Here is an 18,986-nt window from a genome sequence, read left to right on the forward strand (position 1 = left end):
GCTTTCTAAAACAGTTCTATCCGTGCCTGATAACGAAATACGACAAGGCGATAGAGATCGTCACCGACTTGTACATGGGTGGATTCGCGTCTATCCATACGGATGGCATCTCCGCCATTGGCAGAGAGGGTGCGGAATCCAAAAACATCGTTTTCGACTAAACTGTTAAGAATATCGTTGCATTCTGTAGCATCGAGATTATTTCCTGTATTATCAACGAGTTCGCAAGTTTTGCCACGGGCGTTGTTGGCGCGGTAGAATACTGCATCTTCGCGTAGCGGGTTGTTTTCATCGAAATTGGCGTTCGGATCAACAAATTGACTGATATTATCCATATATTAAGTAATTACTTTCAATTAGTAGTGATGAGTCATTGACGCAACTGAATTTTTCAAATTATAGTACAGCTATGGAATCTCAACTAAACTCTCTCGAAATTAAGCTCACGCAACTGGTGGAATTGTGTCAGAACTTGCGTGCGGAAAATCAAAAGCTGCGCCAGCAAGTGGCCGTGGCGAATGACCAGAACAAGCAACTAGGCGAGCGCGTTATATACGCCCGCACGCGCATGGAAAATCTGCTGTCTAACATACCCGAGGGTGAAGTATGAGTCGCGATAGTAAGGGTTTGGATATTTCTATACTGGGGCGTGATTTCCGCGTCGCCTGTCCCGCCTCAGAACAAGATGCTTTGCTGGCAGCCGCAGAATACCTGGATAGCAAAATGCGTGAAATTCGTGAACAAGGCAAAGTCATAGGTGTTGAACGTATAGCCGTGATGGCCGCCCTTAATATTGCTTTCGAGCTACAAAACAAACCAAAACAAAATGGCGTTGACATCAGTGTGACGGAGCGTAGAATCGAAGCCATGTCGGGAATGATAGACGAAGTATTAAGACCTCAGGATACTTTGTTTGATGTACTGGATAACCCAGTAGCCTGACAGCACTATGTTCCCTGCGGTGCGCGTCCAGATTGCGAATTCTTTGAACCAATAAATTTGCGATGGTTGCGGCTAAAAAAGCACTGGTGTGCGCGTCTCACTTGTTGATGTGCCTGATGTGCTTGCGTTGTGACCACTTGAACCCTAGGTTCAAGATAGCGGTCAGACGGCATCTGCGGGGAGCTCCTCCTTTATGAATTCACCTCCAACCAAATCTGAATTACGCAGCCAGATGCTCAAGTGCAGGCGCGCACTGACACCTGTCTATCGCAAGCAAGCAGCTAAGCAAATGTCAGTACACGCGCTGCGTTCACATCTTGCTTTACGTTACCACCACATCGGGCTTTATTTGCCGCATGGCCCGGAAATCAGTACCGTGCCGCTGATGAACGCTTTACTGGCACTGGGTAAAACGGTGTATTTGCCGGCGTTACCATTTGGGCAAGGCAAGCAATTATGGTTTCATCGCATAGAGGCTAATCAGGGCTGGTATTTGAATAAATTCGGCATCCCTGAAAATCGCGGCACTCAGCGCATACGTGCGCGGCAACTGGACGTGCTGTTCATGCCACTGGTGGGCTTTGATGATGCAGGTTCACGTATCGGCATGGGTGGTGGTTATTACGATGCCAGTCTGGCTTATTTGCACCGTCGGCATGCCCATCTCAAGCCGTATTTGATTGGTGTGGCATTTGCCTGCCAGCATATAGCAGGCACATTGCCGCACGATAGCTGGGATGTGCCGCTGAATGCGATTCTGACCGAGCAGGGTTTGCGTAGGTTTGTCGTTAAAAAACCATAAATGATACGCTGGCCACCAGGCTGCCGAGTACAAATCCAGCCAATACATCAGTAGGATAATGCAAGCCCAGCACCAGCCGTGAAGCAGCGACCGCAAGCGTAAACGGGATAAGCAACCCTCCCAGCATCGGATAATAATAAATCGCTACCAGACTAAATGTCACTGCGTGCAGGGTATGACCAGACGGAAAGCTGAACCTGTCCAGCGGTGCTGTTAAGCAATGGATGTGACCAAACTGATGGTGCGGACGCGGGCGCAAAGTTTTCTGCTTCAGCCATTTGTATATCAGCGTCGCAGTCAGGCCAGCCGCGATCATTTGTATAATCACGGGTAGCGCTGCTTTGCCATTGACGACGTACAACACTATCATCAAGGTGTACCAGAATACGCCATCACCCAGGCGACTAATGATTTGGAAAGCGCGCACGATAGCGGGGTAACGTTCAACGCGGTTGAAGCGTTGGGTTAGTCCAGCCTCGTGTTCACCCATCCACTGCCAGCTCAATTTCTCCATCATATTCTTCCCTGTCTATGATGCTTTGCAAAACTTTTTCAAAGCGTTGATGTATATGATCCCACGCGATAGTCAGCGCAGTCTGGTGTGCAGCAAGGCCTAATGATTGCGCAAGCGCAGGCTGGTAGGCTAATTCACATGCTGCTGCGATAAATTTTTGTTCGTCATCGAATGGCGCAACCAGACCATTTTCACGATGTTTGATCAATGCTTGTGCCGCTGCATAATCATAGGCAACCACAGCCAGACCGCTGGCCATGGCCTCAGTCGTAACATTGCCAAAAGTTTCAGTCATGCTGGCAAACAAAAACACATCACCCGATGCATAATGGCGCGCCAATTCTTCACCGCTACGCATGCCGCAAAATATTACTTCTGGGAACTGCGCTTGCAGACTGGCACGTAGCGGACCATCCCCGACTATAACCAGTCGCATATTCGGGTTGATTGCACGCATTGCGGTGTAAGCCTTGAATACCAGTGGCAGGTTTTTCTCAGGTGCGACACGGCCAACATAAATCACTACTTGTGTTTGCTCATCCGCACCCCAGCTTTCGCGCAGCGCGGCATCGCGCTTGGCAGAATTGAACAGCGAGGTATCGACGCCGCGTGATACCACTTCCACATTGCGATAGCCGTGGGCTTCAAGTTCCAGTCGCAAGCTTTCCGTCGGTACCAGTGTCACCGCAGCTTTGTTATGGAATTTGCGCAAATACGCCAATATCGGGCGGCGCAACCAGCTAGCGCCGTAGTGCTTGCTGTAGCTGTGAAAATTAGTGTGAAAATCGGTACTCACCGGCAAGCGCAACTTGTGTGCAGCGGATAACGCTGACCAGCCCAGCGGGCCTTCCGTGGCGATATGCACCAGATCCGGGCGTTTTAACTGCCATAAACGCACCAGTGCTGATTTGGCTGGCAGGCCCATTTTTAAGCCGGCGTAACGTGGGATCGGCACGCCTACCTTGAGCACCTCCTCCAGTTGCGGGCTTTGCGTGGCGGTGTCTGCAGCGTTCTGGCGCGGGCGTATCAATTGGATCTGATGCCCGCGTTGCTGCAAATCAGCCACTTGTCGCCCCAGGGTCATGGCAACACCGTTGATCTCTGGTGGATAAGTCTCCGTCACCAAAGCGATACGCAACGGTGAAGTTGGAGAGCTGAAAGTTTGGAGTAGGAGGTCTTTATTCATGTGTGCGATTTTGCAACTGCCACAAGTCAATATCGTGACGCGTTTTTGAATATTTAGTGACAATCGCCTGCGGGCTTTTGCGGTAAACTGATACGTATGTTGCCCGTTATCGCTCAGGTCGCGCTCGACCTTCCCGTACCTCGTTTATTTGATTATCTCGCCCCTACGCTGACAGCGGCGGACGTGGGGCGGCGCGTGTGTGTGCCGTTTGGGCGCAAGGAATTGCTGGGCATAGTGCTGGCTGTCGGGCATAAATCAGACCATCCTGTTGCGCGGCTCAAGCCAATTAGTCAGGTGCTCGACGACGCGCCGATATTGCCAGCGGAAGTGCTTAAATTGCTGCAGTTTTGTAGTGACTATTACCATCATCCATTGGGCGCAACAGTGTTATCTGCCTTGCCCACTGCATTGCGTAAGCCCCAGCCTTACACACTTAAAACCACCAGTGCATGGCAGTTAACTGAATCAGGTCAGCGTGCTGAGATACCCGCCCGAGCTCACGGACAGCGTGCATTGTTCACGCTATTGGCCGATGGCGCAGTGCACCCTGCCGCATCGCTCGCTGCGGCATCTGCCAGCTACCGCAGCACACTTAAGCATTGGCTGGAGCTGGGTTGGGTCAGTTTGTTATCAACTATCGCCCCATTAAATAATAATGCCGTCGTTGCCGATATAGCGCCGGTGCTCAATCCTGAACAAGCTAGCGCGGTTGAGAAAATCAGCGCAGCAACGGGACAGTTTCAGCCATTTTTACTGCACGGTGTCACTGGCAGCGGCAAAACCGAAGTCTATTTGCATCTGGTGCAGGCAGCTTTAGCGCAGGGTGGGCAAGTGTTAGTGCTGGTGCCGGAAATCAACCTCACGCCACAATTAACCGGTGTGTTCCGCGCCCGTTTTCCTGATGTAGAAATCGCCACCCTGAATAGCGGTATGAATGATGGTGACCGCCTGCAACACTGGCTGGCCGCCAGCGCAGGGCGTGCGCGTATCGTGCTGGGTACGCGACTGGCGGTGTTTACGCCGCTGCCGCAGTTGGCGCTGATTATTATCGACGAGGAACACGACAGCTCGTTTTACCAACAGGACGGCCTGCGTTACGCTGCGCGCGATGTCGCGATTATCCGCGCCCAGCAGCGCAATATTCCCATCATGTTAGGCTCCGCCACTCCCGCGCTGGAGACCTGGCACAATGCGCAAACTGGGCGCTATCAACGGCTGAGCCTGACCCAGCGCGCCATCAGTGCAGCGACGCTGCCGTCAATTCGGCTGGTCGATTTACGTACCCAAAAATGTGATGCCGGCATATCACCCGCACTCAGTGCCGCCATCCAGCAACGGCTGGATTTGCAACAACAAAGCCTGATTTTCATTAACCGTCGTGGGTATGCGCCCACGCTGGTGTGTCGTGCCTGTGGCTGGAATGCTGGCTGTCCAAGGTGTTCAGTACGGCTAGTAGTACATTTGCGCGACAAACAATTGCGCTGCCATCATTGCGGCTACGCCCAACGCGTTCCCCATGCCTGCCCCGATTGCGGCAACGTTGATATCTCGCCCACAGGTGTAGGCACGCAACGGCTGGAAGAAAAACTGCAACAGCAATTCCCCACCGCTCGTGTCCTGCGCATAGATCGCGACAGTACGCGGCGCAAAGACAGCTGGGCAACCATGCAGCAGCAAATCCGTGCCGGTGAAGTCGATATCCTCATCGGCACGCAGCTGTTAGCCAAAGGCCACGATTTCCCTAATCTCACATTAGTCGGCGTGATTGATGCTGACAGCGCGTTATACAGCCCCGACTTCCGCGCCAGCGAACGCCTGTTCTCGCAGCTCATGCAAGTCAGCGGACGGGCAGGCCGCGCACAACATACGGGCGAGGTGCTGATACAGACTGAATTCATCGACCATCCCCTGTATCGCGCATTGCAAAAGCACGACTATATTGGTTACGCTAAAACCCTGCTCAACGAACGCCGCAGCGCCAGCTTTCCGCCCTATATCCATCAGGCAGTATTGCGTGCCGAAGCCGAGTATGTCCAGGACGCGCTGGCATTTCTGAGTGAAGCCAAAGCACAGGCGTCTGATAACGAACACATCAGCCTGTTTGACCCCACCCCCGCAGCACTCACCCGCAAAGCCAACGTCGAGCGCGCGCTGCTATTGGTGCAATCACCCAACCGTCGAGTGTTGCAGGGGTTTTTGCAGGAATGGATAAGCAGAGTGTATAAAATGAAAGCCAACAAACTGCGCTGGCATCTGGATGTGGATCCTTGGGAGATTTGAGCTGGGTTAGTTGCCGTAGTGATAGCGGCAGGCAATGATAACCAAATCACCTTCGTTTACGCAGTACACCAAGCGATTAGTTTCATCAATTCTGCGTGACCAGTAACCTGCCAAGTTCTCTTTTAATGGTTCTGGCTTACCTATGCCTTCAAACGGTTGCCGCATTGTTGCCTGAATAAGCTGATTGATGCGTTTAAGCGTCTTTTTGTCCTGACCTTGCCAATAAACATAATCATCCCAGGATGCCAGTGTCCAGGTCAGCCGACTAATCATCTACCAGTTCTCGGGATACGGTTTTGCCTTGTTGATATTGTGCAATTGAGTTTGCCAAATGCGCTGCATTAGCAGGGGATTTTAATAAATGCACGGTTTCCATTAAGCCATTAAAGGCATCTAACGACATAATCACCGCATCGGGCGCATCGCGTCGAGCAATGACGGTGTAATCAGCATCATCAACAACTTGATCGATCACCGCTTTTAAACTGCTACGAGCTTCAGAAAAATTCATGACACGCATGGCGCACTCCAATTTGCACTATATATTGTACAAGTTTGCAGTGCTTTTCGCACATTGTCAAGTTTGAAAATCTAGTCAAGCCTTTACATATCCAACGGACTTTTTACCCCACGACCACCTTTATTTAACACATGGGTGTAAATCATCGTTGTGGATACATCCGAATGTCCGAGTAACTCCTGCACCGTGCGGATGTCATAACCCGATTGCAATAAATGTGTGGCAAAAGAGTGCCGTAAAGTATGCGGCGTTGCTGGTTTGGTGAAACCCAAATCACGTACCGCTTGTTTAATAGCGCGTTGCAAACCTTTTTCATCAATATGATGTCGGCGCGTGATGTTAGAACGTGGGTCGGTTGATAAATTTTTAGATGGGAAAACATACTGCCAACCCCATTCACGCCCCGCATGTGGGTATTTCTTGTCTAATGCAAATGGCAAATAAACCTCGCCATAACCCAGCGCTAAATCCTCATCATGCAATGCTTTTACTTTAGCCAAATGTAGTTTAAGCGGGGTGATTAACGATTCTGGCAACATCGTTATTCTGTCCTTAAAACCCTTACCCTCCCGCACAATAATTTCATGCCGCGTAAACTCAATATCTTTTACCCTTAAACGAACAGCCTCCATCAAGCGCATACCTGCACCATACAACAAACCCGCCATCAAGCCATGCGTACCCTTTAATTGCGCCAGCATCGCTTGTGTTTCGCTTACAGTTAAGACCACAGGCAAACGTTTTGGTGCTTTCGCCTGCGTCACGTTATCCAGCCATGGTAATTGGATTGCCAATACCTCACGATATAGAAATAGTAACGCGCTTTTAGCTTGATTCTGTGTTGAAGCAGCCACTTTGCCCGCTACTGCCAAATGCGTCAAAAATGCCTCCACCTCAGCAGTCCCCATCTCCTGTGGGTGCTGCTTGCCATGAAACAGAATATAGCGTTTAATCCAATCTAAATAAGTTTGTTCCGTGCGTATGCTGTAATGCTTAACCCGCAATTTATCGCGTACACGGTCAAGTAATTTAGGAGGTGGTGCAGTGGGGTTATCTACAGAAAAATTGGGGCGTGTCATAATTTTATCCTCAATGAATACAACGTACTGCATCACGAAAACCAGAATATACACCTTGAAGGTGCTTTTTATGGCATTTTTTAGGGTGTCTACTTTACGTTAAGCTCAGATAGCCATGCATCACGCATGGTAGTAATAATTAAATAATAAAATTCATGCGCGGCACATGATGCTGGCAAGAAAATTGCTTTATTTACAACAAGTTATAAATATGATATTGAGTGAAGCGAGACGTAACGCTGTCGCATAACTGAATTCGTTGATGCGAACATCGTGAGACTCGCTTCACGCAACATGATGATATTTTCGGGTGTTTCTTTCGGTGGTGGTGCATAAGGGTATGTGTCAGAAATGAATCATCGTATACAAATAGCGAGAGGCCGTGCACGGCCATCTGCGCCTAACGAATAAGGTTAGATTGTGATCGCGAAGCGAGCCACAATCTGAACCGTTTGTTGGACAAGCCCGGCATGGCTGGGGCGGGTGTTGCTTGAGCGCTTATGGAAATATCTTTTTGACTATGCTGGCATAACTGGACGCGTTACGCATCCCACCCGCCATTTCACGACCTTCACGTTGCCATTGCAGCAACTTATTCTATTCAACTCACCGTTTTTAGTCGGCTTTTCGGGCATGTTAACCCAATTTCAGCCTTCTTCAGGGCGAGCACGGCCATACCTGCCTAGTCTGGCAGGTGGGCGGTGTGGGCTGGTTTAGCGCATGGTCTCCCACCCTGTGTCATCTGCTCTGTGTTCCCGTTTTATAGATGGGGCTGATGTGGCTAGCGGTATCGCTTTGATACGTGTGCGCACTATCTTCATCACCCCACCGCAACATTGGCAACGTATCGCTGGTCTGGGTTGCGCTGGCGGCGGATTGTTCCGTCGCCATAGGTGGGTCAGCTGTAGCTGGGTGAGTAGTTTGCTATTGGGATGCAGGTAGCCAAAGTTGCGGGCGCGGCGGTAGCCTTTGGGCAGAATGTGTTGCAGTATCAGTCGCAGGAAGGCTACACCACTCAAGGTACGGGTTTCCATTTGTTTGGTTTGGCTGTTCCGGTAACGGAAGGTGACCTGACCATGCCGGTCGGAGAGGATGTCTTTCTCCTGTATCACCCCCCGATACAGATAGCGCCCAAGGTAGATCAGAGCGTGCTGTCCAGTGCCGACGGCTTTGCAATCCACCACCCAATCGGTCGGGTAATCGTTTGGCAGGGTGAGTCCTGCTTGTCTGATGCCTGCCAGTAATTTGGCACGAAATACTTTGGCCAGGGCTTTGTGGTTAAACAGGTAGTTGCCGTGTTTATGACGCATGCGTCGCTGTTTGGGGTTAAAGGCGACAGCGGGCATGACGAGATGCACATGGGGGTGATAGTCCAGTCGGCGGTTATGGGTATGCAGTACAGTCACCGCCCCTGCGCTGCCGCGCAGCTTGTTGTCGTTTTGGCTGAAGGTGTTGACTGTTTCCCACGCGCAGCGTGTGATCAAGTCATACATGACGCGCTGATGTTGCCAGGCCAGTGTGCGCAACTGGGCGGGCACGGTGAAGGTGAGCATGAAGTAGTTGGCGGGGATGGATTTGTGTAATTGCTGGTCTATCCAGCGCTGTGATTCGTGCGCCTGGCAATGCGGGCAATGCCGATGACCGCAGGAATGTGGCAGGTAGCTGGGTGTTTGACAATCATCACAGGCAAGTTGCATCCTCGGGCTCATCTGGCTACGGCAGGTTTGAAAGGCGGTTAAGGCAGCTTGCTGGCTGGGCAATAGGTGATGACCGTGTTGTGCAAGCAGTTTAGCTGCGTAGGTTGCTACGATGTGCGCCAGTCTGATCATTTGACTTTGCCCCAATGAATGTGGAATTTCTCCATTAATTGATTAAGGCGAGTGTGTGCGCTCTGATGGCGTTGTTCGGTGAGGTGGGTGTAGCGGATGGTGGTGAGGATGGACTGGTGTCCGAGTATCTGCTGAATTTCGAGTAAATCGATGCCAGCTTCTATCAGGTGGGTGGCATAGCTGTGGCGCAGGCTGTGTGGTGTAATTCTTTTTTTAAGCCACAGTCACGGGTCACTTGACCCAAGGTGGTCTGGATACCACCACGATCCAGCGGGGTGCGTGCCAAGTGCGATTTGGCAAGACCGCCGTGTCGATTAGGAAAGAGCAAGCTTGGGTTGCGATGGGTGAGCCAGAAACGGCGCAATACCTGCAAGGTGTTCTCTGATAACGGCACCAATCGATCACGGTTGCCTTTGGCGTTGCGTACTTGCACCCGCATCCGATCCGCATCGATATCCCCTACCTGCAAGCGTAAGCCTTCGCCTAATCGTAAGCCCAGGCTGTAGAGGGTGAAGAAGAATACGCGGTAGCTCAATACGCGGGTGGCCATGAAGATTTGTTGTGCCTGGGCGACGGTAATGATGTCGGGCAGGCTATATGACTTGGGTGGTTTAACCAGATCCGCACCTGGCCAGGGTTGGCTGAGTACATGGGCATAATAGAACTTCAGTCCATACAGATCATGTTTGAGCGTACTCCATGAATGGGTATCCAGGATGCGAACAAAATAGTCGGTTAATTGTGGCTTGGTGAGCGCGTCTATCTGGTCATTAAAATACACCGCTGCGCGCCGTACGCCGTGTGAATACAAGGCGATGGTTTTAGGCTGCATGCCTCTGAGCTTGAGGCAATTCAGCAGTCGCTGGTGATTGTGCTCGAAGTGCGCGGGGATGGGTGTGGGGGCTGTCAATGTCGTCTCCTCGTGGTACAGTAATCAAAATTCCATTGCTGGGGGAGACGAAATTATGCTGCGTAATTTGATGGTTCGGGAATATTTCTCCGCGATAGCGGCTTCGTTCAACGTCTCGTTCGAGCGAACACCGTTCGCTTCGCTCTCGGCTTACGCCCCTTCGGGGTGTCGCTCAACTCAAACACGTTAGGCCTTACAAGCATGTCATTACTTTGGTTGCTACCTATCGAAAAAATCCCCGCCAAAATTGGTGGCCCCGCACTGATTGTTGTTGGCGCTTTGGGTCTTCTTTCCGAGCCTGAGTGGGGTGGCTTCGTAATTACAATTGGTATGGGAGTTTGCGCATATGCAGTAATCAAGAGTCGTATCACGATACCTAAAGTGCAAAACAGCTCTTCGGCACAAATAGAAGATGATGAAAAAAAGTAAATGTCTTCGTAATGAAGCATCCAGCCTAACACCACATTTGAGCGAGACAGGCCAGAAGCGGCCTGCCCCTCAATTTGAACGTTGGGCATCATGAATATCATCACATCCACTGTTTTCTTTGTTGCCAGCCTGGCATTCGCGCTTCAACCCGCGCTGGCGGCATCCTGTTCACAGCCCCTTGCCCCATTCGCCAAGCGGATGCAACTGAGTGGGTCGACTCCTCCACGGGACGATTGCGTATGCGACAAGTCACTACGCAACCTTGAGGCGACCTTGCCGAAACAGATGAAGCTCGTCGCTGCTTGCGGTCTACTCTGGAACGATGGAAGAAAAGTTAATCTTTCCATGCAAAAGGCATCGCTAGATAGAAGCACGGACTACTACATCTGGCATGGGGATATATTTATAACTGGCACTGCAAAGCTTTCTGGGCCGTTAACCTTTGAGGTCGGAGAAACAGAACATGCGTGGCTCTCTCCGGTACCACCCCTTATTGATAAAGGCTATGAAGTACCGCTTGCTAATGGCCTCCGTAGTCTCTACTTCGATGATAAAAACATATTTGAGCAGTTCTATGCATTCTTATCTAACAGTAAATCCAACAGTAGCTGTATCACTGCCAACGCCACTATTGAGATTGACGGCATACACCTAACGATCTCCGAAGGAGACGATAAAGGCGCTTTCCCGGTCAAGTTCAAGGTCGTAAGCATAGAGGGCTTCAAACCGTGTCCAAAAAGGTGATGCCCAACGAGTAAGGTTAGATTGTGATCGCGAAGCGAGCCACAATCTGAACCGTTTGTTGGACAAGCCCGGCATGGTTGGGGCGGGTGTTGCTTGAGCGCTTATGGAAATATCTTTTTGACTGTGCTGGCATAACTGGACGCGTTACGCATCCCACCCGCCATTTCACGACCTTCACGTTGCCATTGCAGCAACTTTGTTCTACTCAACTCACCGTTTTTAGTTGGCTTTTCGCCCATTCTGACCCAGTTTCAGCCTTTTTCAGGGCGAGTGCGGCCATACCTGCCAACTCTGGCAGGTGGACGATGTGGGCTGGTTTAGCGCATGATCTCCCACCCCGCGCCATCTGGTCTGTGTTCTGACATAGATGGGTTGGCGGCTAGCGGTGTCGCTTTGATACGGGTACGTACTATCTTCATCACGCCTCCACAACATGGGCAACGTATCGCGGGTCTGGGTTGCGCGGGTGGCGGATTGTTCCGTCGCCGCAGGTGGGTCAACTGTAGTTGTGTGAGCAGTTTGCTGTTGGGATGCAGATAGCCAAAGTTGCGGGCGCGGCGGTAGCCTTTGGGTAAGATGTGTTGCAGTATCAGTCGCAGGAAGGCTACACCACTCAAGGTACGGGTTTCCATTTGTTTGGTTTGGCTGTTCCGGTAACGGAAGGTGACCTGACCATGCCGGTCGGAGAGGATGTCTTTCTCCTGTATCACCCCCCGATACAGATAGCGCCCAAGGTAGATCAGAGCGTGCTGTCCAGTGCCGACGGCTTTGCAATCCACCACCCAATCGGTCGGGTAATCGTTTGGCAGGGTGAGTCCTGCTTGTCTGATGCCTGCCAGTAATTTGGCACGAAATACTTTGGCCAGGGCTTTGTGGTTAAACAGGTAGTTGCCGTGTTTATGACGCATGCGTCGCTGTTTGGGGTTAAAGGCGACAGCGGGCATGACGAGATGCACATGGGGGTGATAGTCCAGTCGGCGGTTATGGGTATGCAGTACAGTCACCGCCCCTGCGCTGCCGCGCAGCTTGTTGTCGTTTTGGCTGAAGGTGTTGACTGTTTCCCACGCGCAGCGTGTGATCAAGTCATACATGACGCGCTGATGTTGCCAGGCCAGTGTGCGCAACTGGGCGGGCACGGTGAAGGTGAGCATGAAGTAGTTGGCGGGGATGGATTTGTGTAATTGCTGGTCTATCCAGCGCTGTGATTCGTGCGCCTGGCAATGCGGGCAATGCCGATGACCGCAGGAATGTGGCAGGTAGCTGGGTGTTTGACAATCATCACAGGCAAGTTGCATCCTCGGGCTCATCTGGCTACGGCAGGTTTGAAAGGCGGTTAAGGCAGCTTGCTGGCTGGGCAATAGGTGATGACCGTGTTGTGCAAGCAGTTTAGCTGCGTAGGTTGCTACGATGTGCGCCAGTCTGATCATTTGACTTTGCCCCAATGAATGTGGAATTTCTCCATTAATTGATTAAGGCGAGTGTGTGCGCTCTGATGGCGTTGTTCGGTGAGGTGGGTGTAGCGGATGGTGGTGAGGATGGACTGGTGTCCGAGTATCTGCTGAATTTCGAGTAAATCGATGCCAGCTTCTATCAGGTGGGTGGCATAGCTGTGGCGCAGGCTGTGTGGTGTAATTCTTTTTTTAAGCCACAGTCACGGGTCACTTGACCCAAGGTGGTCTGGATACCACCACGATCCAGCGGGGTGCGTGCCAAGTGCGATTTGGCAAGACCGCCGTGTCGATTAGGAAAGAGCAAGCTTGGGTTGCGATGGGTGAGCCAGAAACGGCGCAATACCTGCAAGGTGTTCTCTGATAACGGCACCAATCGATCACGGTTGCCTTTGGCGTTGCGTACTTGCACCCGCATCCGATCCGCATCGATATCCCCTACCTGCAAGCGTAAGCCTTCGCCTAATCGTAAGCCCAGGCTGTAGAGGGTGAAGAAGAATACGCGGTAGCTCAATACGCGGGTGGCCATGAAGATTTGTTGTGCCTGGGCGACGGTAATGATGTCGGGCAGGCTATATGACTTGGGTGGTTTAACCAGATCCGCACCTGGCCAGGGTTGGCTGAGTACATGGGCATAATAGAACTTCAGTCCATACAGATCATGTTTGAGCGTACTCCATGAATGGGTATCCAGGATGCGAACAAAATAGTCGGTTAATTGTGGCTTGGTGAGCGCGTCTATCTGGTCATTAAAATACACCGCTGCGCGCCGTACGCCGTGTGAATACAAGGCGATGGTTTTAGGCTGCATGCCTCTGAGCTTGAGGCAATTCAGCAGTCGCTGGTGATTGTGCTCGAAGTGCGCGGGGATGGGTGTGGGGGCTGTCAATGTCGTCTCCTCGTGGTACAGTAATCAAAATTCCATTGCTGGGGGAGACGAAATTATGCTGCGTAATTTGATGGTTCGGGAATATTTCTCCGCGATAGCGGCTTCGTTCAACCCTACGGTCAAGTTCGCTGCGCTGGGACTGCGTTAAAGTGCAGCCCCCTACTTTTACGTTAGACAACACTAGAAATAGGGAGAATTATAGAAAATGGCAGTCCAATTTTTACCAATCATAAAGGCGATAGCCCCTTATTTAGCTCAAGTAGCAACAGCTGCAATCCCGGCTTTTACATTCAAGCCTGCGGCTGCAAAGTCAGATCCAGTTGTGGAAAGGCAGATAGAGGAGCTTCAGGCGGCCGCAACACAAAATGCGCAATCTATTCATGTTCTCGCTGAGAAAATTCAGCAAGCCATGCAAGACATCGAAAATGCTGTAGAAGAAGCCAAGAAACAGGTTGCTGCCTATAAAATAATCTTATTAGTTTCTCTCGGATTGTCCGCCGTTTCTTTGTCTATTTGTGTGTATCTTTTGGTGCGCTGATGTTTAATCTTCCCATCAAGCAGGACGTGCTACTTCTAAGGAAGCCCTTCAGTTGAGATAATCACCTATCAGTGATGACGACGGAGCCCTTGTGGTCTTGACAGTGCGGACTGACCCTAAGCTTCTGAGGGGCGCTACGCTGACAAGTCGGCTACGCAACCCTTTGCACGTTAAGGCATTTACACCCCAAATCAGGAGTAAGCATGTACCAAGAAGTCCTCAAATTCTGGTTTACGGAGACTGCTCCAAAAATGTGGTGGGCAACTGATCCGTCCTTCGATGAACTGCTCAGGCTGCGCTTTGGCGATCTGCTTCTTCAAGCCAAACGCTGTGAGGTATATGAGTGGCGCGATACGCCGCAAGGACGACTCGCAGAGATTATTGTTCTGGATCAGTTTTCAAGAAATATCTACCGCAACACACCAGCGTCTTTTGCCCAGGACCCTATGGCTCTGGCTTTGGCTCAGGAAGCTGTGCGCCTGCAGGTGCACTCTCAGTTGCCGCCAACTGAGCGCAGCTTCTTGTTGCTTCCATATATGCACAGCGAATCCAAGCAAATTCATGTGCTAGCCGAACAGCTCTACCGTGAGTTTGCGCCTGCGGGTAATTATGAATTTGAGCTGAAGCACAAAGCGATTATTGACCGCTTCGGGCGTTACCCACATAGAAACTCTATTCTTGGGCGAGTCTCAACTGAGGAAGAAGTGGAGTTCCTGAAGCAGCCGGGGTCGAGCTTTTGAGCGCTGCGGACTTGCAAAGCTGTATAACTGTCACCAGTCATAAACGTTATGCAATAAGTATTAAGGAGTTTTATGGGTAAGCAATACGAATCACTTTCTGAGTCATTAGTTGAGTTTATCAATGAACAGAAGATCTTTTTTGTGGGCACGGCAACGGCTGATAGTCGGGTCAATGTTTCTCCCAAGGGGATGGATACGCTACGCGTCTTAAATGATAAACGGGTAATCTGGCTTAATTTGACGGGTAGCGGAAACGAAAGCGCCGCACACGTTCAGCTGAGCCCGCGCATGACCATTTTGTTTTGTGCATTTGAAGGACCGCCGCTTATTCTTCGGCTTTATGGGACTGCAAGAGTTGTTCATCATGGAGACGATGATTGGGAAGCGCTTTTTTCGCAATTCAAGCCATTACCCGGCGCCCGCCAGATATTTGATCTTGCCATTGATCTGGTGCAAACCTCTTGTGGCATGGCTGTCCCCTATTTCTCCCACATGGGAGATCGTGAGTTGCTCTCTGACTGGGCTGTAAAAAAGGGTGATGAAGGTTTGAAGCAGTACTGGGAGGACAAAAACCAAATAAGCCTGGATGGTATTCCCACGCACATTGTTGCCAAAAGCAGTTAATCCAGCATTATTAAGTTGTGCAAGGTCGCTACTGATGCAGTCTATCTTTGGTAACTGATTGTAAGCTTGCATCACCCTTTTCAGCATAAGGGTTGCTTACTAAAATTGTCTTTCGCCCATAACAATAGTCGAGCGTGCTCATGCTATGCTTAACCTGTGTCTCACTCACTGACAGGTTATTCATGAACGCTGAACTCACTAATCAAACTGTTATTGTCGTTGGTGGTACTTCTGGTATGGGTCTCGCCATTGCTCGTTTGGCCATTTCACGTGGTGCTTCCGTTACTGTCGCCAGTCGCTCGCCCGACAAGGTTGTGGCTGTGGCGTCGGAGCTTGGTGCAGTAGGTGTGCCTCTTGATACTACGGATGAGGCTTCAGTCCGCGAATTTTTCGCAGCAGTTGGGCCTTTGGACCATCTAGTCGTTACCGGTAGTTCTGTTCGTACCGGTACGCTTAAGGACGCTCCGCTGGAGGATGGTGAATTCACGTTTCGCAGTAAATTTTTCGGGCCATATTTGTGCGCCAAATATGCCCAGATGAAACCTACCGGTTCGATCACGTTCTTCTCTGGCATCCTGTCCCGTCGTCCCGGTCATAATGATGCTGTACTCGCTGGTGTAAACGCTGCCGTTGAGGCGATGGGTCGTGCTTTGGCTCGCGATCTTGCACCTGTTCGCGTCAACACTGTTTCTCCGGGCATGACTCGTGGGACGAGTGCTTATCTTTCCATGCCCGAGGCTGCTCGCGAGGGGATGTATACTTCCATTGCATCCAATTTGCCAGTCGGTCGTGTTGGCACCGCCGATGATATCGCAGCTGCTACACTGATGTTGATGACGAACGGGTTTATAACAGGTGTTACGCTTGATGTAGATGGAGGGGGCGTTCTGGTCTGAATTTGACCAACACCTCTGGCTATCAATGCGCGAGCATGTTGAATTCGATCCTTTCCATATTGAGGTATCGCTCAAAAATGAATTGGCTTTCTAGAATATTGCATCCAAAATCGAAAGTTGCCAATAAGTCCCTAAGTTATTGGAGGTCGGAGCTCACTACCCGGCCTGATTGGGCATTGGAGAATATCATTGTGAATCCAGGTGAATTCACGGTCGAAATGAGGATGGCTGCACGGGAAATTCTTGCTCAGAGAAAATCCAGCGCCTGACTCGAGGTTTCCATCACTGCATTTCTGGAAATGCAGGTAGAGAGAAGCGAGATCAGGGTCTAGCTTGGTTACTCCTCGGTTTCATAAGGCCAGTCTCTGAACCCGCCTTCCAGTGTTTGTACATCAAACCCTGCCTGGGTTAGCCGCAGGGCAGCGACTGAGCTGCGATTGCCGGAGTAGCAATAGATGATATAGCGCTGTGTTGGATCTAATTCTGCAATGCGTTTTCTTAATTCAAACAGGGGGATAAGTTGTGCTCCTGGCAGGCGGCCGTATTCATACTCTTCTTCGGAGCGGACATCGATAAGTTTATATCCAGTTTCCAGCATGGTTTTGGCCACTTTGGCATTGACCGCTTTAATCATTTGTTTGCTGATTAACCAGTCAAAATCTTCTTTGCCCAAGGTGAGTAAGCTGCCATCCTCTATCATACGTACGGTTTCACTACGGGTTTTGCCAGAAATGAGGGCTTCGCAGCCGAAAGCATCACCTTCGCCGATGTCAGCGGATTTTTGCATCTTGCCATCAATAGCGCTGGGCTGCCAAACTTCGGCATGTCCGCTAGTGATAATATAGAATGCATCTCCATTTTCACCGTGTTTCACGACCTCTTCACCGGCTTTGACTTCTATGGGGCGCATGCGCTCAAAGGCGGCTTCTACACTTTCCCAAGGCAGCCGGCGGAAAACAAGCGAATTTCGTACGCGTTCCATACGTTGACGGACTTCAGCTTCATCTTCACTCATGTTGCTGATAACCACATCCCAAGAAATCAGGCGGTCTATCACTTGCCGCTCTACATGGCAGATGATGGTGTTTTCACGTGCCAGCAGGGTTACGGCACCATCATTTTTGGATAAAATCAAAGGCTGTTTAGGTGTGCTCTGCAAAGATTGAATGGCGCCATTACGAATGACATCAACTTGGCCTTCCAGCACAAACAGGCAGTCACTTCCTTGATCTATCCGCATTTGGAACAGTTCACCTGTATGTAACTCTACAAATCGAACCAGATTAACCAGTTCGGACAGGCGCTCCTCGGATAACAGATTGAATGGTTGATAATGATGTATCAGCGCATCCATCATCCTGTCCATTTTGAGATTTTTTATGGAGATGGCATTAACTTTGATAGGCATTTCGTGCTGACTCATTTATTGTCTCCTGAATAATTTTTAATTATATTGGTATAGAAATTTTAGCCATTACGTTGTATATCACTATAGGCTTGAATAGCTTATGGTGTAAAGGTTGGTATAGGTTGTTTATAAGAAAAATTGTGGGTGAGTGCAGGGCTGGAAATTTTTGTATATTTAAGTTTAATTTTAATATCAGGAGGCGCAATGGGAACAGGTCGGCTGGAAGCGTTTAGTGATGGTGTAATTGCGGTTGTTATCACGATTATGGTGCTGGAAATGAAGGTGCCACATGGTGAGAGTCTGGCAGCGTTGATGGAAATTCTCCCGGTTTTTCTGAGCTACATTCTGAGTTTTATTTATGTAGGTATTTACTGGAATAATCATCATCATTTACTGCACGCTACTAAAAAAGTGACGGGTGCTATTCTGTGGGCGAATTTACATTTGCTGTTCTGGCTGTCGTTATTTCCGTTTGCGACTGGATGGATGGGGGAGAATCATTTTGCAGCCGTTCCTACGGCTGTGTATGGCGTGATTCTGTTTATGGCGGCCGTGGCGTATTGGCTGTTGCAACGGACGATTATTGCTGCGGAGGGCGATGCATCCGTGCTGAAGCGTGCATTGGGGTATGATTGGAAAGGTAAGGTATCGCCGCTGTTATATGCGGGAGGTATCGTTGTGTCATTCTGGTCACAGGGGTTGGCTCAGGGGCTGTATGTGCTGGTTGCGCTGATGTGGTTGGTGCCTGATCGTCGTATTGAGCATGTTTTGCTGCAAGAAGTTGGCTGATATTGTCGTGCAGAGGGGTTTTGTTGTTATTTAAAAGATACAGGAGTCAGTATGAATAAAATGAGCAAAATTATTGTGCCATTGTGTATCTTATTCGCCTTATGCCATCGTGCGCAGGCGGCTGAGAATGAGTCTGCTGGAGCGAATTCGGATACCAAACCTGGCGTGGTAAATAAAGTGGAGCACGCAGTCGAGCATGGTACCAAAGCAACGGTCAATGGTATTAAACATGGGGGGAAGGCTGCTGCTGGTGGTTTGAAGCGCGGTGGTGAGGCTGCCGCTCATGGTATAGAAGTGGGTGTTAAAGCGACCGAAAGAACGACGCGTCGGGTGGTGAATAAAGTGGATGGGAAATCAGATAAGTCGAGTGATGAGAGTAAGTGATTTTCATTTCTGCACGATTCACTTTAGCGGTACGG

General features: G+C 50.3%; 22 protein-coding genes, 1 other RNA gene and 2 pseudogenes. 13 read left to right on the top strand and 12 right to left on the bottom strand.

Annotated features, from left to right (window positions below; all coding sequences use genetic code 11):
- Nucleotides 1-5 precede the first annotated feature (5 nt).
- A complete protein-coding gene (locus SFSGTM_RS15785; protein WP_162085991.1) occupies nt 6-335 on the bottom strand; it encodes a hypothetical protein in 330 nt (109 codons plus the stop codon).
- Between the two features lie 74 nt (nt 336-409).
- Here SFSGTM_RS15785 and SFSGTM_RS15790 point away from each other — a divergent pair, with 74 nt between their 5' ends.
- The 4 genes from SFSGTM_RS15790 (at nt 410) to SFSGTM_RS15805 (ending at nt 1,744) form a co-directional block, all read left to right on the top strand.
- Nucleotides 410-610 carry a coiled-coil domain-containing protein gene (locus tag SFSGTM_RS15790; protein WP_162085992.1) on the top strand — a complete coding sequence of 67 codons (201 nt, stop codon included), beginning with the start codon at nt 410-412 and terminating at the stop codon, nt 608-610.
- Nucleotides 607-942: a cell division protein ZapA gene (locus SFSGTM_RS15795; RefSeq protein ID WP_162085993.1), complete on the top strand. Its 336-nt coding sequence runs from the start codon at nt 607-609 to the stop codon at nt 940-942. Before SFSGTM_RS15790 ends, SFSGTM_RS15795 begins: the two co-directional genes overlap by 4 nt.
- An 8-nt stretch (nt 943-950) precedes the next feature.
- A non-coding RNA gene (gene ssrS / locus SFSGTM_RS15800) (6S RNA) lies at nt 951-1,128 on the top strand.
- A 7-nt stretch (nt 1,129-1,135) separates the two neighbouring features.
- Nucleotides 1,136-1,744 carry a 5-formyltetrahydrofolate cyclo-ligase gene (locus SFSGTM_RS15805; protein ID WP_162085994.1) on the top strand — a complete coding sequence of 203 codons (609 nt, stop codon included), beginning with the start codon at nt 1,136-1,138 and terminating at the stop codon, nt 1,742-1,744.
- On the opposite strand, the gene SFSGTM_RS15810 is transcribed toward SFSGTM_RS15805, so the two are convergent.
- Both SFSGTM_RS15810 and SFSGTM_RS15815 read right to left on the bottom strand, forming a co-directional pair.
- Entirely contained in the window at nt 1,731-2,261 is a 531-nt protein-coding gene (locus SFSGTM_RS15810) for a phosphatase PAP2 family protein (RefSeq protein WP_162085995.1), read from the bottom strand. The genes SFSGTM_RS15805 and SFSGTM_RS15810 overlap by 14 nt on opposite strands.
- Nucleotides 2,227-3,444: a glycosyltransferase family 4 protein gene (locus SFSGTM_RS15815; protein WP_162085996.1), complete on the bottom strand. Its 1,218-nt coding sequence runs from the start codon at nt 3,442-3,444 to the stop codon at nt 2,227-2,229. The genes SFSGTM_RS15810 and SFSGTM_RS15815 overlap by 35 nt, the downstream gene beginning before the upstream one ends.
- Before the next feature lie 96 nt (nt 3,445-3,540).
- Between SFSGTM_RS15815 and SFSGTM_RS15820 the strand changes: the two genes are divergently transcribed.
- The gene (locus tag SFSGTM_RS15820; RefSeq protein WP_162085997.1) at nt 3,541-5,724 is read left to right on the top strand and encodes a primosomal protein N'; all 2,184 of its coding nucleotides are present in this window, start codon (nt 3,541-3,543) and stop codon (nt 5,722-5,724) included.
- 6 nt (nt 5,725-5,730) lie between these two features.
- On the opposite strand, the gene SFSGTM_RS15825 is transcribed toward SFSGTM_RS15820, so the two are convergent.
- The 5 genes and pseudogenes from SFSGTM_RS15825 to SFSGTM_RS15850 form a co-directional block, all read right to left on the bottom strand.
- Nucleotides 5,731-5,997, bottom strand: a complete 267-nt coding sequence (locus SFSGTM_RS15825; protein ID WP_162085998.1) for a Txe/YoeB family addiction module toxin — start codon at nt 5,995-5,997, stop codon at nt 5,731-5,733.
- Entirely contained in the window at nt 5,990-6,244 is a 255-nt protein-coding gene (locus SFSGTM_RS15830; RefSeq protein WP_162085999.1) for a type II toxin-antitoxin system Phd/YefM family antitoxin, read from the bottom strand. The genes SFSGTM_RS15825 and SFSGTM_RS15830 overlap by 8 nt, the downstream gene beginning before the upstream one ends.
- An 83-nt stretch (nt 6,245-6,327) precedes the next feature.
- On the bottom strand, nt 6,328-7,323 hold the full coding sequence (locus SFSGTM_RS15835; protein ID WP_162086000.1) for an integron integrase: 996 nt from the start codon (nt 7,321-7,323) through the stop codon (nt 6,328-6,330).
- Nucleotides 7,324-8,036: 713 nt separating this feature from the next.
- Nucleotides 8,037-9,152: an IS91 family transposase gene (locus SFSGTM_RS15840; protein ID WP_162083488.1), complete on the bottom strand. Its 1,116-nt coding sequence runs from the start codon at nt 9,150-9,152 to the stop codon at nt 8,037-8,039.
- Nucleotides 9,149-10,062: pseudogene (locus SFSGTM_RS15850) on the bottom strand (tyrosine-type recombinase/integrase). Before SFSGTM_RS15850 ends, SFSGTM_RS15840 begins: the two are co-directional and overlap by 4 nt.
- Nucleotides 10,063-10,263: 201 nt before the next feature.
- Between SFSGTM_RS15850 and SFSGTM_RS15855 the strand changes: the two are divergent.
- Both SFSGTM_RS15855 and SFSGTM_RS15860 read left to right on the top strand, forming a co-directional pair.
- Nucleotides 10,264-10,491 carry a hypothetical protein gene (locus tag SFSGTM_RS15855; protein WP_162086001.1) on the top strand — a complete coding sequence of 76 codons (228 nt, stop codon included), beginning with the start codon at nt 10,264-10,266 and terminating at the stop codon, nt 10,489-10,491.
- A 90-nt stretch (nt 10,492-10,581) separates the two neighbouring features.
- Nucleotides 10,582-11,235, top strand: coding sequence for a hypothetical protein (locus SFSGTM_RS15860; protein WP_162086002.1), 654 nt, complete (start codon nt 10,582-10,584; stop codon nt 11,233-11,235).
- 101 nt (nt 11,236-11,336) lie between these two features.
- Here SFSGTM_RS15860 and SFSGTM_RS15865 read toward each other — a convergent pair whose 3' ends face one another.
- From SFSGTM_RS15865 to SFSGTM_RS15880, 3 genes and pseudogenes are all read right to left on the bottom strand, one after another.
- The gene (locus SFSGTM_RS15865; protein ID WP_162086003.1) at nt 11,337-11,474 is read right to left on the bottom strand and encodes a hypothetical protein; all 138 of its coding nucleotides are present in this window, start codon (nt 11,472-11,474) and stop codon (nt 11,337-11,339) included.
- Between the two features lie 78 nt (nt 11,475-11,552).
- Nucleotides 11,553-12,662, bottom strand: a complete 1,110-nt coding sequence (locus SFSGTM_RS15870) for an IS91 family transposase (RefSeq protein WP_232525998.1) — start codon at nt 12,660-12,662, stop codon at nt 11,553-11,555.
- A pseudogene (locus SFSGTM_RS15880) lies at nt 12,659-13,572 on the bottom strand (tyrosine-type recombinase/integrase). The gene SFSGTM_RS15870 and the pseudogene SFSGTM_RS15880 overlap by 4 nt, the downstream one beginning before the upstream one ends.
- Nucleotides 13,573-13,777: 205 nt before the next feature.
- Between SFSGTM_RS15880 and SFSGTM_RS15885 the strand changes: the two are divergent.
- From SFSGTM_RS15885 to SFSGTM_RS15900, 4 genes are all read left to right on the top strand, one after another.
- On the top strand, nt 13,778-14,110 hold the full coding sequence (locus SFSGTM_RS15885) for a hypothetical protein (protein ID WP_162086004.1): 333 nt from the start codon (nt 13,778-13,780) through the stop codon (nt 14,108-14,110).
- A 203-nt stretch (nt 14,111-14,313) separates the two neighbouring features.
- Entirely contained in the window at nt 14,314-14,850 is a 537-nt protein-coding gene (locus SFSGTM_RS15890; RefSeq protein ID WP_162086005.1) for a DUF924 family protein, read from the top strand.
- 72 nt (nt 14,851-14,922) lie between these two features.
- Nucleotides 14,923-15,474, top strand: coding sequence for a pyridoxamine 5'-phosphate oxidase family protein (locus tag SFSGTM_RS15895; protein ID WP_162086006.1), 552 nt, complete (start codon nt 14,923-14,925; stop codon nt 15,472-15,474).
- A gap of 140 nt (nt 15,475-15,614) precedes the next feature.
- Nucleotides 15,615-16,370, top strand: a complete 756-nt coding sequence (locus tag SFSGTM_RS15900; RefSeq protein ID WP_162086007.1) for an SDR family oxidoreductase — start codon at nt 15,615-15,617, stop codon at nt 16,368-16,370.
- A gap of 337 nt (nt 16,371-16,707) precedes the next feature.
- Here the strand turns inward: SFSGTM_RS15900 and SFSGTM_RS15905 are convergent, their stop codons facing one another.
- A complete protein-coding gene (locus SFSGTM_RS15905) occupies nt 16,708-17,793 on the bottom strand; it encodes a rhodanese-like domain-containing protein (protein ID WP_162086008.1) in 1,086 nt (361 codons plus the stop codon).
- 189 nt (nt 17,794-17,982) lie between these two features.
- Here SFSGTM_RS15905 and SFSGTM_RS15910 point away from each other — a divergent pair, with 189 nt between their 5' ends.
- Nucleotides 17,983-18,567, top strand: coding sequence for a TMEM175 family protein (locus tag SFSGTM_RS15910; RefSeq protein WP_162086009.1), 585 nt, complete (start codon nt 17,983-17,985; stop codon nt 18,565-18,567).
- A 51-nt stretch (nt 18,568-18,618) separates the two neighbouring features.
- Complete coding sequence (locus SFSGTM_RS15915; RefSeq protein ID WP_162086010.1) at nt 18,619-18,951, top strand: hypothetical protein; 333 nt, start codon at nt 18,619-18,621, stop codon at nt 18,949-18,951.
- Nucleotides 18,952-18,986: the final 35 nt, after the last annotated feature.

It is taken from the genome of Sulfuriferula nivalis (genome assembly GCF_009937995.1).
GTDB lineage: Bacteria > Pseudomonadota > Gammaproteobacteria > Burkholderiales > Sulfuriferulaceae > Sulfuriferula > Sulfuriferula nivalis.

Excerpts from the sequence above, each read along its gene's own strand:
- SFSGTM_RS15865 (WP_162086003.1), bottom strand. The coding sequence starts at position 11,474 with ATGGGCGAAAAGCCAACTAAAAACGGTGAGTTGAGTAGAACAAAGTTG.
- SFSGTM_RS15860 (WP_162086002.1), top strand. The coding sequence starts at position 10,582 with ATGAATATCATCACATCCACTGTTTTCTTTGTTGCCAGCCTGGCATTC.
- SFSGTM_RS15855 (WP_162086001.1), top strand. The coding sequence starts at position 10,264 with ATGTCATTACTTTGGTTGCTACCTATCGAAAAAATCCCCGCCAAAATT.
- SFSGTM_RS15840 (WP_162083488.1), bottom strand. The coding sequence starts at position 9,152 with ATGATCAGACTGGCGCACATCGTAGCAACCTACGCAGCTAAACTGCTT.
- SFSGTM_RS15895 (WP_162086006.1), top strand. The coding sequence starts at position 14,923 with ATGGGTAAGCAATACGAATCACTTTCTGAGTCATTAGTTGAGTTTATC.
- SFSGTM_RS15835 (WP_162086000.1), bottom strand. The coding sequence starts at position 7,323 with ATGACACGCCCCAATTTTTCTGTAGATAACCCCACTGCACCACCTCCT.
- SFSGTM_RS15795 (WP_162085993.1), top strand. The coding sequence starts at position 607 with ATGAGTCGCGATAGTAAGGGTTTGGATATTTCTATACTGGGGCGTGAT.
- SFSGTM_RS15810 (WP_162085995.1), bottom strand. The coding sequence starts at position 2,261 with ATGATGGAGAAATTGAGCTGGCAGTGGATGGGTGAACACGAGGCTGGA.
- SFSGTM_RS15905 (WP_162086008.1), bottom strand. The coding sequence starts at position 17,793 with ATGAGTCAGCACGAAATGCCTATCAAAGTTAATGCCATCTCCATAAAA.
- SFSGTM_RS15830 (WP_162085999.1), bottom strand. The coding sequence starts at position 6,244 with ATGCGTGTCATGAATTTTTCTGAAGCTCGTAGCAGTTTAAAAGCGGTG.
- SFSGTM_RS15825 (WP_162085998.1), bottom strand. The coding sequence starts at position 5,997 with ATGATTAGTCGGCTGACCTGGACACTGGCATCCTGGGATGATTATGTT.
- SFSGTM_RS15820 (WP_162085997.1), top strand. The coding sequence starts at position 3,541 with ATGTTGCCCGTTATCGCTCAGGTCGCGCTCGACCTTCCCGTACCTCGT.
- SFSGTM_RS15785 (WP_162085991.1), bottom strand. The coding sequence starts at position 335 with ATGGATAATATCAGTCAATTTGTTGATCCGAACGCCAATTTCGATGAA.
- SFSGTM_RS15815 (WP_162085996.1), bottom strand. The coding sequence starts at position 3,444 with ATGAATAAAGACCTCCTACTCCAAACTTTCAGCTCTCCAACTTCACCG.
- SFSGTM_RS15790 (WP_162085992.1), top strand. The coding sequence starts at position 410 with ATGGAATCTCAACTAAACTCTCTCGAAATTAAGCTCACGCAACTGGTG.
- SFSGTM_RS15890 (WP_162086005.1), top strand. The coding sequence starts at position 14,314 with ATGTACCAAGAAGTCCTCAAATTCTGGTTTACGGAGACTGCTCCAAAA.
- SFSGTM_RS15885 (WP_162086004.1), top strand. The coding sequence starts at position 13,778 with ATGGCAGTCCAATTTTTACCAATCATAAAGGCGATAGCCCCTTATTTA.
- SFSGTM_RS15915 (WP_162086010.1), top strand. The coding sequence starts at position 18,619 with ATGAATAAAATGAGCAAAATTATTGTGCCATTGTGTATCTTATTCGCC.
- SFSGTM_RS15870 (WP_232525998.1), bottom strand. The coding sequence starts at position 12,662 with ATGATCAGACTGGCGCACATCGTAGCAACCTACGCAGCTAAACTGCTT.
- SFSGTM_RS15900 (WP_162086007.1), top strand. The coding sequence starts at position 15,615 with ATGCTATGCTTAACCTGTGTCTCACTCACTGACAGGTTATTCATGAAC.
- SFSGTM_RS15805 (WP_162085994.1), top strand. The coding sequence starts at position 1,136 with ATGAATTCACCTCCAACCAAATCTGAATTACGCAGCCAGATGCTCAAG.
- SFSGTM_RS15910 (WP_162086009.1), top strand. The coding sequence starts at position 17,983 with ATGGGAACAGGTCGGCTGGAAGCGTTTAGTGATGGTGTAATTGCGGTT.